At 75.0% G+C, this 14,026-nt stretch carries 11 protein-coding genes; 4 read left to right on the top strand and 7 right to left on the bottom strand.

Translation table 11 applies throughout. The features are described from left to right. Nucleotides 1-20: 20 nt before the first annotated feature. On the bottom strand, nt 21-1,622 hold the full coding sequence (gene miaB / locus KG103_RS07820) for a tRNA (N6-isopentenyl adenosine(37)-C2)-methylthiotransferase MiaB (RefSeq protein WP_207341362.1): 1,602 nt from the start codon (nt 1,620-1,622) through the stop codon (nt 21-23). A 181-nt stretch (nt 1,623-1,803) separates the two neighbouring features. Here miaB and KG103_RS07815 point away from each other — a divergent pair, with 181 nt between their 5' ends. The 4 genes from KG103_RS07815 (at nt 1,804) to KG103_RS07800 (ending at nt 5,166) form a co-directional block, all read left to right on the top strand. Continuing rightward, entirely contained in the window at nt 1,804-2,598 is a 795-nt protein-coding gene (locus KG103_RS07815; RefSeq protein WP_207341363.1) for an amino acid ABC transporter ATP-binding protein, read from the top strand. Nucleotides 2,599-2,658: 60 nt separating this feature from the next. Beyond that, nucleotides 2,659-3,528 carry a glutamate ABC transporter substrate-binding protein gene (locus KG103_RS07810; RefSeq protein ID WP_207341364.1) on the top strand — a complete coding sequence of 290 codons (870 nt, stop codon included), beginning with the start codon at nt 2,659-2,661 and terminating at the stop codon, nt 3,526-3,528. An 88-nt stretch (nt 3,529-3,616) separates the two neighbouring features. Then, on the top strand, nt 3,617-4,306 hold the full coding sequence (locus tag KG103_RS07805) for an amino acid ABC transporter permease (RefSeq protein ID WP_207341365.1): 690 nt from the start codon (nt 3,617-3,619) through the stop codon (nt 4,304-4,306). Next, nucleotides 4,303-5,166, top strand: a complete 864-nt coding sequence (locus KG103_RS07800) for an amino acid ABC transporter permease (RefSeq protein WP_207341366.1) — start codon at nt 4,303-4,305, stop codon at nt 5,164-5,166. The genes KG103_RS07805 and KG103_RS07800 overlap by 4 nt, the downstream gene beginning before the upstream one ends. A gap of 48 nt (nt 5,167-5,214) precedes the next feature. Here the strand turns inward: KG103_RS07800 and rny are convergent, their stop codons facing one another. The 6 genes from rny to KG103_RS07770 all read right to left on the bottom strand — a co-directional run bounded on the left by rny (nt 5,215) and on the right by KG103_RS07770 (nt 14,026). Then, the gene (gene rny, locus KG103_RS07795) at nt 5,215-6,747 is read right to left on the bottom strand and encodes a ribonuclease Y (protein ID WP_207341367.1); all 1,533 of its coding nucleotides are present in this window, start codon (nt 6,745-6,747) and stop codon (nt 5,215-5,217) included. Nucleotides 6,748-6,829: 82 nt separating this feature from the next. Continuing rightward, nucleotides 6,830-9,145, bottom strand: coding sequence for a DEAD/DEAH box helicase (locus KG103_RS07790; RefSeq protein WP_207341368.1), 2,316 nt, complete (start codon nt 9,143-9,145; stop codon nt 6,830-6,832). A 45-nt stretch (nt 9,146-9,190) separates the two neighbouring features. Further along, nucleotides 9,191-9,790 (bottom strand): regulatory protein RecX, encoded by a 600-nt coding sequence (locus tag KG103_RS07785; protein ID WP_207341369.1) that lies wholly within the window; start codon nt 9,788-9,790, stop codon nt 9,191-9,193. 5 nt (nt 9,791-9,795) lie between these two features. Beyond that, complete coding sequence (gene recA / locus KG103_RS07780; protein ID WP_207341370.1) at nt 9,796-10,836, bottom strand: recombinase RecA; 1,041 nt, start codon at nt 10,834-10,836, stop codon at nt 9,796-9,798. A 215-nt stretch (nt 10,837-11,051) separates the two neighbouring features. Next, nucleotides 11,052-11,837 (bottom strand): MBL fold metallo-hydrolase, encoded by a 786-nt coding sequence (locus KG103_RS07775; RefSeq protein WP_207341371.1) that lies wholly within the window; start codon nt 11,835-11,837, stop codon nt 11,052-11,054. Next, nucleotides 11,834-14,026: an alkaline phosphatase family protein gene (locus tag KG103_RS07770; protein ID WP_207341372.1), complete on the bottom strand. Its 2,193-nt coding sequence runs from the start codon at nt 14,024-14,026 to the stop codon at nt 11,834-11,836. The genes KG103_RS07775 and KG103_RS07770 overlap by 4 nt, the downstream gene beginning before the upstream one ends.

Genomic DNA, 14,026 nt, shown 5'->3' with positions numbered 1-14,026 from the left:
TCGCCCGGTCCCCGGCGGCGTCAGGCGCCCGGGCGACCGACCGCGGGCAGGCCGAGCACGACCGGCCCCGCCGGCGCGGGAGCACCCGTGCCGCAGCCGCCGCCGGACGCACCGTGCGCGTGCTCCTCGCGGCCCTCCGCCCGCACCTGCCAGGCGTCGCCGGCCCGGGTGCGCCGCACCCGGAAGACGCCGCTCGGGAGCAGGCCGGAGTCCGCCACCAGGTGGTGGGGGGCGCCGTGCGTCACCACGACGGTCACCAGGTCACCCGGGCGGGGGGCGTCGGCCGGGTCCAGGCCGGCGGGGAGCGCCAGGTGCACCAGCCGGTTGTCCTGCGCACGGCCGGAGATGCGCGCCGTGGCGCCGTCCTTGCGCCCCTCGCCCTCGGCGACGAGCACGTCCACGGTGCGGCCGACCTGGGCGGCGTTCTCCTCGGCGGAGATCCGCTCCTGCAGCGCGACCAGCCGCTCGTACCGCTCCTGCACGACGTGCTTGGGCAGCTGGTCCGGCAGGTCCGCGGCGGGCGTGCCCGGCCGCGGGGAGTACTGGAACGTGAACGCGGAGGAGAAGCGGGACTCCTCGACGACGCGCAGCGTCTGCTCGAAGTCCTCGTCCGTCTCCCCGGGGAACCCGACGATGACGTCCGTGGTGATCGCCGCGTGCGGGATGGCGGCCCGCACGCGCTCGAGGATGCCCAGGAACCTGTCCGCCCGGTACGACCGGCGCATGGCCCGCAGCACCCGGTCGGAGCCGGACTGCAGCGGCATGTGCAGCTGCGGCATGACCGTCGGCGTGCTCGCCATCGCGTCGATCACGTCGTCGGTGAACGCCGCGGGGTGCGGGGACGTGAACCGCACGCGCTCGAGGCCGGGCACGGCGCCGACGGCGCGCAGGAGCTTGCCGAACGCGTGCCGGTCGCCGAACCCGACGCCGTAGGAGTTGACGTTCTGCCCGAGCAGCGTCACCTCGATGGCGCCCGTGGCCACCAGCGCCTCGACCTCCGCGAGGACCTCCCCCGGACGCCGGTCGCGCTCCTTGCCGCGCAGGTGGGGCACGATGCAGAACGTGCAGGTGTTGTTGCACCCCACGCTGATGGAGACCCAGCCGGCGTACACGGACTCGCGGCGCGTCGGCAGGGTGCTCGGGAAGACCTGCAGCGACTCGGCGATCTCCACCTGGGCGGCGGCGTTGTGCCGCGCCCGCTCCAGCAGCGTGGGCAGCACGTCGAGGTTGTGCGTGCCGAACACCACGTCGACCCAGGGGGCGCGCTCGACGATCCCCGCGCGGTCCTTCTGCGCCAGGCAACCGCCCACCGCGATCTGCATGCCCCCGGGACGCGTGCGCTTGGTGCCGGCCAGCCGGCCCAGGTTGCCGTACAGCTTGTCGGCCGCGTTCTCCCGGACGGCGCACGTGTTGATGACCAGGACGTCGACGTCCTCGGCGGCCGCGTCCGCGGGTGCCGCGGGCACGTACCCGGCCTGCTCGAGCATGCCGGCCATGTGCTCGGAGTCGTGCACGTTCATCTGGCAGCCGAGCGTCTTGACCAGGTAGGTGCGCGGGCGCGCGTCGGCCGACGAGGGCTCGGGGGCGTGCGCGAGCACCGGGGAGGGCAGGGTCGTGGACATCACTCCCAGGGTACGTCCCCGCCCCGGCGCCCTCCGAACGGCGGGTGCGGCGGCGGCCCCGGCGCGGCGGCCGGCGAACCGCCCCTACCGCCCGGACCGGCAGGTCCCGTGTGAACGTCCTGTTACTGGACCGTGACGTCCATTCGTGACATCCGCAACATCTCACCCGTAGGTTCGACCAATGGCCGACAGCATCACGGCGGAGCCGAGCCCCACGGACGCGACGCCGCGCCCGACCGGTGACCCGCTCATCGTCCTCGACCACGTCGACAAGCACTTCGGCGCGCTGCACGTGCTGCGCGACGTCGACCTGACCATCCACCGCGGCGAGGTGGTCGTCGTCATCGGCCCGTCGGGCTCGGGCAAGTCGACCCTGTGCCGGACCATCAACCGGCTCGAGACCATCGACTCCGGGACCATCACGATCGACGGCAAGCCGCTGCCCAGCGAGGGACGCGAGCTGGCCCGGCTGCGGGCCGACGTCGGCATGGTCTTCCAGTCGTTCAACCTCTTCGCGCACAAGACGGTCCTGGAGAACGTGACGCTCGGCCAGGTCAAGGCCAAGGGCGTGCGGCCCGCCGAGGCCAGGGCGACGGCGATGGACCTGCTGGAGCGCGTCGGCGTCGCCGACCAGGCCGCCAAGCGGCCCGCGCAGCTGTCCGGCGGTCAGCAGCAGCGCGTCGCGATCGCGCGGGCCCTGGCGATGAAGCCCAAGGCCATGCTCTTCGACGAGCCGACCTCCGCGCTGGACCCCGAGATGATCAACGAGGTCCTCGACGTCATGGTCGGGCTCGCGCACGACGGCATGACGATGGTCGTCGTCACGCACGAGATGGGCTTCGCACGCCGCGCGGCGCAGCGCGTGGTCTTCATGGACGCCGGTCAGGTCGTCGAGGAGGCGGACCCCGAGACGTTCTTCACCGCGCCCCGCAGCGAGCGGGCCCGCGACTTCCTGTCCAAGATCCTCACCCACTGACCGCTGCCCCGCGGGCAGCACGACGACCGACCCGATGCAGGACGACGAAGGGAAGCGCAGATGCGTGCACGACGACTGGCGATCGCCCTCACCGCTGTGGCGGCACTGACGCTGGGCGCCTGCTCCGGCGGCGACGACGCCGCCGAGAGCACAGCCGAGCCCGGTTCCGGTGCCACCGAGGACAGCGGTGGCGCCGAGGGCACCCTGCGGATCGGCATCAAGTTCGACCAGCCCGGCCTGGGGTACCAGGACGGCAGCGAGTACACCGGGTTCGACGTCGCGGTCGCGACGTACGTCGCCGAGAAGCTCGGGTACGGCGCGGACCAGATCGAGTGGGTGCAGGCGCCGTCGCAGCAGCGCGAGACGATGCTGCAGAACGGTCAGGTCGACATGATCTTCGCGACGTACTCGATCACCGACAAGCGCAAGGAGGTCATCGCGTTCGCCGGGCCGTACTTCGTCGCCGGGCAGGACCTGCTCGTCGCGGCGGACGACGACTCCGTCTCCGGCCCCGAGGACCTCGAGGGCAAGACGCTGTGCTCGGTGACGGGCTCGACGTCCGCGCAGCGCATCAAGGACGAGTACGCGACCGGGACGGACCTGCTCGAGCAGCCGGGGTACGCGGAGTGCGTCACGGCCCTGGTGGCGGGCACGGTCGACGCCGTCACGACGGACGACATCATCCTCGCCGGCCTGGCCGCGCTCCCCGCCAACGAGGGCAAGGTCAAGGTCGTCGGCGCGCCGTTCTCCGAGGAGAACTACGGGGTCGGCCTGCCGCAGGACAACGACGTCTGCGAGGACGTCAACGCCGCGATCACCGAGATGATCGAGTCCGGGGCGTGGCAGGAGGCTCTGGACGAGGCTGTCGGCGCGTCGGGCTACGAGCCCGACGAGGAGCTGAACCCGCCCGCCGTGGCCGCCTGCGCCTGACGCCCGCACGACCACCGGCCCGGGGCCGGACCCGCGCACGCGGGCCGGTCCCGGGCCTGCTCACCGCACCGCACCCACGGGAGGCCCGGTGGACGAGGGGTACCTCGACCAGTTCCTGTCCCTGTTCGACGAGTTCGACGTGCTCGCGGCGTTCTGGGTGAACATCCAGCTCACGCTCTACGCCGCCGTCATCGCGCTGGTCATCGGCACGCTCCTGGCGGTCATGCGGATCTCCCCCGTGCCGAGCCTGCGGTGGGCGGGCGCCACGTACGTGACGCTGCTGCGCAACACGCCGCTGACGATCATCATCGTGTTCTGCGTGCTCGGCCTGTGGGGGCAGCTCGGCCTGACGCTGTCGACCGACTTCCAGACCAACTTCTTCCGCCTCGCCGTGCTGGGCCTGGCGGTCTACCACGCGGCGTTCGTGTGCGAGGCGCTGAGGTCCGGGGTCAACACCGTGCCCGTCGGGCAGGCGGAGGCCGCCCGTGCCATCGGCCTGGGGTTCTGGTCGGCCGCTCGGCTGGTCATCCTGCCCCAGGCGTTCCGCGGCGCGGTCGCACCGCTGGGCAACGTCCTGATCGCGCTGCTGAAGAACTCCACCGTCGCCGCCGCCGGCTCGGTGGCCGAGACCTCAGGACTCATGCGGACCATGATCGAGTTCCGACCCGACGTCATCCTCGCGATCTTCCTCACCTTCGCCATCGGCTACGTCGCCCTCGTCGTCCCCATCGGGCTCGCGACCACCACGCTGTCGCGGCGGCTGGCGGTGGCCCGGTGAGCGGCCTCGTCCTGTTCGACGTCCCGGGACCGCGCACGCGGCGACGGATGCGCATGGTCAACGCCGTGGCCGCCGTCGTGGTCGCCGGGGTCGCGGCGTGGGCCCTCGTGCTGCTGGAGCGCAAGGGGCAGCTCGCACCCGCGCTGTGGCAGCCCTTCCTCGAGGCCGGCACCTGGTCGGACTACCTGCTGCCCGGGCTGCGCGACACGCTGCGGGCCGCCGGGCTCGCCATCGTCGCGTCGGCGCTGTTCGGGCTCGTGTTCGGGCTCGGCAGGCTGGCGGGCTCCCGCGTCGTGCGATGGGTCTGCGGCACCGTCGTCGAGTTCTTCCGGGCGGTCCCCGTGCTGCTCATGATGGTCTTCTTCAACACGGGCATCTCCCAGCTGCGGCTCGTCGAGCCCCGGGACGTCCCCCTGCTGGCCGTCGTGCTGGGCCTCACGCTGTACAACGGGTCGGTGTTCGCCGAGCTGGTGCGCTCCGGCGTCCACAGCCTGCCGAACGGGCAGCGCGAGGCGGCCCTGGCCGTCGGGCTGCGGCCGGCGCAGTCCCTGCGTCTCGTGGAGGTCCCGCAGGCGCTCATCGCGATGCTCCCGGCGATCGCCAGCCAGCTCGTCGTCATCCTCAAGGACACGGCGCTGGGCGCGATCATCACCTACCCCGAGCTGCTCGACGCCGCGCGCCGCTTCGGCTCCGGGAACGGCAACATCCTGCAGTCGCTGCTGGTCGTGGCCGTCGTCTTCATCATCATCAACTACCTGCTGACGACGCTCGCGGAGCGGCTCGCGTCCCGCGTGGACCGGCTCACCGCCGGGGCCGCGAAGGCCGAGGCACCCACGCTGGCGGCGGGCACCACGAGCTGACGTGCGCCGGCGCCCGGCCGGTGCGGTGCGCCGGCCGGGCGCCGTTCGTCAGCCCGCGGTGGCGCTCGCGCGCAGCTCGCGCACGACCGTCACCCGGATCTCCCCCGGGTACGTCAGGTCCGCCTCGATGTGCTTGGCGATGGCCGAGGCGAGCTGGGGCAGCGCGCGGTCGTCCACCTCGTCGGGCTCGACGACGACGCGCACCTCCCGACCGGCGGCCATGGCGAGCACGCGGCGCACGCCCTGGTGCGCCGCGACGAGGGACTCCAGCTCCCCCATGCGCTCGACGTACTGGTCGATCTCCTGCCGGCGGGCACCCGGACGGGCCGCGGAGACCGCGTCGGCGGCCTGCACCAGCACCGCCTCGACCGTCGCCGGGGGCACCTCGTCGTGGTGCGCGGCGATCGCGTTGACCACGGCGTCGGACTCCCCCAGCCGCCGCGCCAGGTCCGCGCCCACCGCGGCGTGCGTCCCCGCGACCTCACCGGTCAGCGCCTTGCCCACGTCGTGAAGGAACGCCGCGCGTCGGGCGACCGCGACGTCCGCGCCCACCTCGGCTGCGATGGCCGCCGCGATCTGAGCGCTCTCGACGAGGTGCTCCAGCACGTTCTGCCCGTACGACGACCGCAGCCGCAGCCGGCCCATCGTCCGCACGAGGTCGGCGTGCAGGTGGTCGATCCCGGCGCGCTCGACCGCGTCGTGGCCGGCCGCGTCGTGCCTGTCGTCGGCGCCGGCCAGCGCCTCGGCGTAGGCGGCCTCGATGCGCTGCGGATGGATCCGGCCGTCCGCCATCAGGGCCTCGAGGGCCACCTGGGCGACCTCCCGGCGCTCCGCGTCGAAGCAGGAGAGCACCACGGTGTCCGGGGTCTCGTCCACCAGGACGTTCACGCCGGTCAGGGCCTCGAAGTGCCGGATGTTGCGGCCCTCCTTGCCGATGATGCGGCCCTTCATCTCGTCCGACGGCAGCGGCAGGATCGTGACGACGGGCTGTGCGCTCGTGGGCACGGCGACCCGCTGCACGGCGGTCGCGACGATCCGCCGCGCGCGGGCGTCCGCCGTGCGCCGCGCCTGCGCCTCGGTGCGGCGCACCTGCGCCGCCGCGGCGTCGACCGCCTGGGCCGTGATCCGGCGCGTCAGCTCGGTGAGCGCCTCGTCCTGCGTCAGGCCGCTCACGGACTCGAGCTCGGCGCGGGCCTGCGCCCGGGCGTCCGCGAGCCGCTCGTTGGCCGCCCGGTCCGCGTCCGCCAGCGTGCGGGCCGCGACCCGCTCCGCCTTGTCGAGCTCGCGCGCCCCCGCCCGGCGCGCCTCCGCCAGGGCGTCCGCGTCGCTGCGGGTGCGGCGCTCGAGCTCGGCGAGCTCCGTGCGCTCGGCGGCGAGCTCCCGCTCCCTGTCCGCGACGCGACGCTCCCGGCGCTCGGCGTCGGCCAGCATCGCGCGCGCGTCGTCGCGGATCTGCGCGACGTCCTGCACGGCCCGACGACGCTGGTCGTCGGCCTCCCGACGTGCCGTGAGGACGAGGATGAGTGCGACGAGGCACGCCCCCAGCAGACCCACCACGGTGGCGATCGCACCCGGCTCCACGGCACCTCCTCCAGTGTCGGCGCGCCCACGGCGCCGCGACCATTGTCGCCGGTGCACGCCCCGGCGACGTCCCGCCGCGCGGTCAGCGGGTCGCCGGGTCGGCGAGCTCGTCCCACAGCGGGCCGTTCCCCCACTGCGCCTGCTCCCACGCGACCAGGTCCCGTGCCAGCTCGGGCTCCGTGACGTCGACGGCTCGGACGGTCTGCTCGGCCAGCAGGGAGTCGCGCACGTAGAGGTCGAACTCGCGGGACTTCTCGGCCAGCAGCGCGACCAGCCGCTCGTCGACCGTGCCCTCGGCCAGCAGCCGGTGCGCGGTCACCGGGCGCAGCTGGCCCATGCGGTGCAGCCGGGCGAACGCCTGGGCCTCGGTCGCGGGCGTCAGCTGCGGCTCGCAGAGCACCGCGACGGATGCGCACTGCAGGTTGAGACCGACGCCGCCGGCCTGCACCTGCGCGACGAGCACCGCACCGGCGGCGGGGTCGAGCCGCGCCAGCTCGTCGACCAGCTCCTGGCGGCGGTGCGGTGGCACGTCACCCGTGAGCGGGCCGAGCACGGTCGCGCCGCCGTGGGTGACCAGCGCCTGCGCCACGACGTCCAGCACCTCGCGGAACCAGGAGAAGACCACCACCCGACGGCCGTGCGCCCGCGCGTCGGCGACGACCTCCAGGAGCCGGCCCAGCTTCCCGGACGTCGGGTGGCCCGCGTGGACGGACGCGGCGCGCCGCATCCCCATGAGGTCCCCGCGAGCCACGGCGTCGCGGTACCGGCGCCGCCCCTCGGGTGTCAGCTCCTCCCACTCGTCCACCACGGTGAGCGCCGGGAGCTCGACCAGCACGTCGTCCCGGTCCCGGCGCAGGTAGACCGGCGCGACGGCCCGCCGGAACGCGTCCCTGCCCGCAGCACCCAGGTGGCGCGGCAGACCGTCCGCGAGGTCGGGCTGGACCAGGCGGACGAGCGCGACGAAGTCCCCGACGCGGTTCTCCATCGGGGTGCCCGTGAGCAGCGCGACGCGGAAGGTGCGCCCCGCCCACGCCGCGACCGCGCGGGACCGCGCCGCCCGGGGGTTCTTGACGAGGTGCGCCTCGTCGACGACGAGCATGCCGAGCGGGGCGCCGCCGACGGACCACGTGCCCGTGCCGTCGGCGGGCTCGGGGCGACCTTCGGTACCGGTGGCCGGGACGCGATCCGGGGCGTCGAGCGGGGGCACATGGTGTAGGGAGCCGAACGTGGCCACCGCGACACCGCCCTCGCGTCGCCACCTCTCCCCCGCGGCGGCCGCGTCGCGGCCGTGCACACGGACCACGGTGAGCGTGGAGTGCCGCTCGATCTCCCGCTGCCAGGTGACCAGCACGCTCGCGGGGCACACGACGAGCAGGTGGGTCGCACCCTGCGCCGCGACGTGCGCCATGGCCGCGACGGCCTGGACGGTCTTGCCCAGGCCCATCTCGTCGCCGAGCAGCGCACGCCCCTGGTGCAGCAGGAACCGCGCCCCGAAGTCCTGGTAGCCGCGCAGCCGGACCCGCAGCCCCGTGGTGTCGAGGGGGTGGTCCGCGACCTGGGCCGCCAGCTCGGCGGCGAGCAGCCCACGCTCGACGGCGACGTCGACGGCGTGCGGGACCAGCCGCAGCAGCTCCGTGGTGTACGTGGCGGGCCGCGTCTCGACGTCGTCCCAGAGCGCCGCCTGCGGCGGGTCGGGCTCGGCACAGGCGGCCTGCAACCTGTCGACGAGCGCGGGGAGCCCCGAGTGCTCCGCCCAGTGGTCCGCGTCGGCGAGCAGGCGCAGCGCCCGCACGGCCGCCTGCTTGGTCGGGCGCCGGGCCAGCGCGTACCGCAGCCGGTGCCGGGCGACGGCTGCCGCCGGTGCGCACGCGTCGACCGTGCGCACGTGGTCCGTGAGCTCCCGGCGGTGCGGACCGACGAGCGGCTCGAGGCGCAGCGTCCGGGCCAGCAGGGCGAGCAGCCGGGTGGTGGCGAGCACGTCGGGGGCGCCGTCGGCGCGGTCGAGCCGCAGCCGCGGAGCCGTCACCTCCCGCACCGCGTCGGCGAGCTGCTCGACGGCCGCCGCGGTCGCCCGCGCGGTGCGCGGCCCGACGCCCGGGACCTGCTCCAGGACGGCGGCGGGGACCCCGACGAGGTCCGCCGCGACGCGGTAGCCCGCGTCCTCCAGCCGACCGAGGCGCAGGTTGCGGTCGGTGGCGTCGCCGAGGCGGGTGACCGGGACGAGCGCCAGCTCGGCGAGCACCCGTCGCTCGCGGTCGCGCGCCACGGCGTCCGCGACCTGCAGGACGGCCGCGTCGAGGTGGTCGATGACGCCCCGCGCCCGGTCGGCGAGCGCCACGCTCCGGTCGACCAGTGCGCGCGCCGGGTGCCCGATCTCGGGCTCGACGGACGTGGACACGTCCCGGATGATCGCACGGCCCGGGCCCGGCGCCGCTCCCACCCGTCAGTCGTCGGGCGGGGTGCTCGCCATGTCGTCGTCAGCGAGCCCCTCGGCCGCCAGCTCCTCGCGCACGAGCCGGGCGACCAGGCCCGGGGCGTATCCCTTGCGGCCGAGCGCACCGTAGGTGCGCCGGACGCGGACCTGCGCCTCGAGGCCGGCCGTGGACCGCAGGCGCCGGCGCACGAGCTCGCGTGCAGCCTGCTCCTCGTCCTCGTCGTCGAGATCCTGCAGCGCGGCTGCGGCGGTCTCGTCGTCGATGCCCTTGCGGCGCAGCTCGACGCCGAGCGCCCGACGCGACAGACCACGCTCCGCATGCCGCGACCGCACGAACATGCGCGCGTACTCCGCGTCGTCGATCAGACCGACCTCGGTGAAGCGGTCGAGCACGCGGGTCGCGACGTCGAGCGGCACGTCACGCCGTGCGAGCGCGTCGGCCAGCTGCCCCCGCGACTGCGCGGCGGCGGCCAGTCTGCGCAGGACGATGCTGCGGGCGACCGACTCGGGGTCGGGCTCCAGGTCCTGCGCCGCGGCGCCGTCCGGCGGCGGCTCGGTCGCCGGCCGGCCGCGGCGACGCGCCGCGGACCGGCCGGTGGCACCCGTCACGGCGCTCAGAAGTCGACCGGGACCGGCGCGTCGGCCGGGGCGTCGACCTTGGCACCGATGCCGAGCTTCTCCTTGATCTTCTTGTCCAGCTCGTTGGCCAGGTCGGGGTTGTCGCGCAGGAACTTGCGCGCGTTCTCCTTGCCCTGGCCCAGCTGGTCGCCGTCGTACGTGAACCACGCACCCGACTTGCGGACGAAGCCGTGCTCCACGCCCATGTCGATGAGCGAGCCCTCGCGGGAGATCCCGACGCCGTACAGGATGTCGAACTCGGCCTGCTTGAACGGCGGCGCCATCTTGTTCTTCACGACCTTGACGCGCGTGCGGTTGCCGACCGCCTCGGTGCCCTCCTTGAGGGTCTCGATGCGCCGGATGTCCAGGCGGACCGAGGCGTAGAACTTGAGCGCCTTGCCACCCGTGGTGGTCTCGGGGCTGCCGAAGAACACGCCGATCTTCTCGCGCAGCTGGTTGATGAAGATCGCCGTGGTGCCGGACGAGTTGAGGGCACCGGTGATCTTGCGCAGCGCCTGCGACATCAGCCGCGCCTGCAGACCGACGTGCGAGTCGCCCATCTCGCCCTCGATCTCCGCCTTCGGCACGAGAGCGGCGACGGAGTCGATGACGATGATGTCGATCGCGCCCGAGCGGATCAGGGTGTCCATGATCTCGAGCGCCTGCTCCCCGGTGTCCGGCTGCGACACGAGCAGCGCGTCGGTGTCGACGCCCAGCTTCTTCGCGTACTCGGGGTCGAGCGCGTGCTCGGCGTCGATGAACGCGGCGATGCCACCGGCCTTCTGGGCGTTGGCGACGGCGTGCAGCGCGACGGTGGTCTTGCCGGAGGACTCCGGCCCGTACACCTCGACGACGCGCCCACGGGGCAGCCCGCCGATGCCGAGCGCGATGTCCAGCGCGATCGAACCGGTCGGGATGACCTCGACGGGAGCCCGGGTCTCGTCACCGAGGCGCATGACCGAGCCCTTGCCGAACTGGCGGTCGATCTGGCTGAGGGCGGCCTCGAGGGCCTTGGAACGGTCAGGAGCAGCGGGCATGGGTCCACCTCGTCGTCTCGTGCAGCACGTGCTGCGCCTGCGGGGGCTGGTCTTGTCGCGGCGACGCTATGCCCGACCACCGACATCCCGACCGGACCGCCCCCTCCCCGCGACCGGCTCGTCACCGGGTGGGGCTGTGGTCGGCTCGACCGTGTCACCGGGCACCACGCTACCCGAACACCTGTTCGACGCCCACCACGACACGCGGGCGTCGCTCACGGCGCGGCGGGTCCCGGCACCGGGTCGACCACCACGGCCCCGCCGGGCGCGAGCACGCACGGCCGCACGCCCGGCGCCACCCGGCGCACCGCCGCCTCGAACGCCCGCCCGCCCCGGTCCATCCACCCCGGCGGCAGCCGGCGGCCGGCGGGGGCGTGCAGCGTGCCCCAGTGCACGGGCACCGCGACCCGGGCCCCCACCAGGGCGCACACCCGGGCCGCCTCCACGGGGTCGAGGTGGCCCCCCGACAGCCGCGGACCCCACCCGCCGACCGGGACGAGCGCGAGGTCCACGGGCGCGCCGGCGAGCTCCGGGACGCGTGCCAGCCCCGGGAACGGTCCGGTGTCCCCGGCGAACCACACCGTCACCCCGCCACCGCGCACGACGAACCCGGTCGCGGCGTTCGGCCGGTGCGGCATGGGGCGGTGACCGTGCTCGGCCGGGACCGTGCGCACCCGCACGTCGCCCGCGACGGTCCGCCACCGGCCCTCGGGCAACCCGACGCCGTCCACACCGTGCGTGCTGAGCCAGTGGGCGCTCGAGGGCGCGGCGAGCACGGGCACCGACCCCAGCATGCGCAGCGACGCGAGCTCGGCGTGGTCGTGGTGCAGGTGCGACAGGAGCACGGCGGCCGCGCCGCGCCAGTCGGCCCGCCGCGGGGCGGCCCCGCGGCGGCGCAGCAGCCCGGCGTGCGGCAGCAGCAGGGGATCCGTGACGAGCCGCACGCCGCCGACGTCGAGCACGACCGTCGCGTGCCCCAGCCAGCGCGCCCGCACGCTCATGCGCGCTCCGCCGTGGTGGGCCGCCCCGTCGCGACCTGGCGCGGTCGCAGACCGCGCTCGTCGAGCCACGCGACCAGCTGTGCGTGCACCGCGTCCGCGCCGACCAGCATGCGGTGCCCGTCGACGTCCTCGCACCGCGCGTCGTCGACCCCCAGGTCCGCCGGGTGCAGCAGGAACGCGAGGTTCTGCGCGCCACCCAGGCCGCCGTGCGACCCGACCTGGCCCTCGAACGCGTGGACCTGGTCCCGCGGACCCACGGTGGAGACCAGCAGCAGGTCGCCGGTGTGCGGCAGCCGCGCGGCGCGCGCGAGGTCCGCCCGGGCGCGCGACGGGTACGCGGCCAACGGGTCCACGCCCTCGACCACGTCGCCGTCGGCCTCCAGCAGGCGCAGGCCCGCGTCACCGACCGCGACGAGCCCGCGCGTCCGGGAGTCGACGACGACGACGCCGACGGCGGGTCGCGCCGCCAGCCCGGCCACCAGGCCTGGCCACCGCTCCTCCAGGTCCTCCAGCAGCAGTCGCTCGGGCGCCTCGGGGAACCACACGAGCCCGAGGTTGCCCGAACCCACCACGACCACGTCGGGCACGGCCCCACCGGCGTCGGCGGTCGAGCGCGCGGCCCGGCCGTGCTCCCGCACGCGCGGGACGCCGTCCTCGCGCACCCGCCCCCGGTGCCGGTCGGCGCCGGCGTCCGGGCCGAGCACGACGGGGTCGGTCGGCCGCCCGAGCACGCTGGTCAGCAGCGTGTTGAGCGGACCCCAGCCCTCGCCGTCGGCGCTCTCGACGCCCTCGAGGTCGGGCTCGGCCATCAGGGCCCGGACGGTCTCCAGCAGGGACCGGCCCTCCACCTGCTCGAACGTCGCCCCGAGTGTCTGGCCGTGGTCGGAGAGCACGACCACGTCGTACCGGCGGGGCGCCAGGGGCGCCACCTCGTCGAGGATCCGCACGACCTGGTCGAGGCCCTCGAGCGAGCGCAGCGCCTCGGGGCGTGTGGGGCCGGCGTGGTGCGCGACCTCGTCGTAGTCGACCAGGTCGACGTAGACCGTCGGGTCGCCGCGCACCAGCGCCTCCGCGACGAGCGACGTGGCCAGGTCGCGCAGCAGCACGTTGGACACCGCGCGCAGCAGCACGTACCAGCCGCCCCGGGACACCCGCGGGCGGACGTCGTACACCGCCTGCCGACGGGCCTGGTAGAGCTCCTTGACGATCTCGCCCGCGGTGCCGGCCACGGCGCGGGCCAGCACGAACGGGCGGGCGAAGAAGCGCACGTACCCGGGACCGGGGCCCAGCCCGTGACGCCGGCTGCGGCTCATCACCAGGTACGACGACGCCGCGTCGCCCGAGAACATGGTCGCGACCGCCGTGCCCCCGCCCGACAGCAGCCCCGTCCCGTCGCTCATCCGCTCCTCGACGACGGCCGCGTCGGCGGGATGGTTGGTCACGACCAGCCGGCCCAGGCCGCGGTCCCACCAGCGGAACGCCGGGATCGCGTCGGCGGCCCCGTGCAGCAGGCCTGCCTGCGCCGCGGGCGTCGTGCTGGGGACGGCCGACCACCAGGTGGTCAGCCGGTGGCTCCCGGAGTCGACCCAGCGCTGCAGGGTCGGGACCAGCCCGGCGTCCATGGCCTGCTCCAGGACGGGTGCACCCACGCCGTCCAGCTGCACGACGAGCAGCCCGGGCGGCCGCGCCGCACCGGCCGGGGCGCCCCGCGCGTCGCCGCGGCGCCGCGCCCGACGCACCACGTCGGCCACGACGTACGCGTTGTCGCTCGACCCCCACAGCCACCGCCCCGCGGCCATGACGGCCGCGGTGACGAGCAGGACCCACAGCACCGACCACCCCGAACGCACCTCGACGCCCGGCGCGACCAGCAGCGCCGCCCACACGACCAGGACCTGCGCCGCCAGGCCCGTGACGAGGGCACCGCCGGCACCCGCCACCCCGGCCAGCAGCCGCAGCGGGGCGCGGAGCGCGAGGTCGCCGACGCCCACCGCGAGCGCGACCAGCAGCACGCCCCAGGGCGTGACGGCGGTGATCCCGTCCACCAGGGCGATCGCGATCCCGAGCCCGAGCGCCGTCACGGCGAGCGCGAACAGCGCGTCGAGGAGGTCGCCGGTGCGGGGCAGCCACCGCGCGCGGCCCGCCGGCGCGGGGCGGTCGCCCGCGCCCTCCGCCGCGGGCCCGGTCAT

This window comes from Cellulomonas wangleii (assembly GCF_018388445.1).
In the GTDB taxonomy this organism is placed as follows: domain Bacteria; phylum Actinomycetota; class Actinomycetes; order Actinomycetales; family Cellulomonadaceae; genus Cellulomonas; species Cellulomonas wangleii.
The sequence above is the reverse complement of the archived record's forward strand: the minus strand, read 5'-3'. Positions and strand labels throughout refer to the sequence as shown.

What these genes read in the sequence shown, in the direction of transcription:
- KG103_RS07775 (WP_207341371.1), bottom strand. Translation starts at nt 11,837, where the DNA reads ATGAGCGTGCGGGCGCGCTGGCTGGGGCACGCGACGGTCGTGCTCGAC.
- KG103_RS07770 (WP_207341372.1), bottom strand. Translation starts at nt 14,026, where the DNA reads ATGACCGGGCCCGCGGCGGAGGGCGCGGGCGACCGCCCCGCGCCGGCG.
- recA (WP_207341370.1), bottom strand. Translation starts at nt 10,836, where the DNA reads ATGCCCGCTGCTCCTGACCGTTCCAAGGCCCTCGAGGCCGCCCTCAGC.
- KG103_RS07815 (WP_207341363.1), top strand. Translation starts at nt 1,804, where the DNA reads ATGGCCGACAGCATCACGGCGGAGCCGAGCCCCACGGACGCGACGCCG.
- miaB (WP_207341362.1), bottom strand. Translation starts at nt 1,622, where the DNA reads ATGTCCACGACCCTGCCCTCCCCGGTGCTCGCGCACGCCCCCGAGCCC.
- KG103_RS07810 (WP_207341364.1), top strand. Translation starts at nt 2,659, where the DNA reads ATGCGTGCACGACGACTGGCGATCGCCCTCACCGCTGTGGCGGCACTG.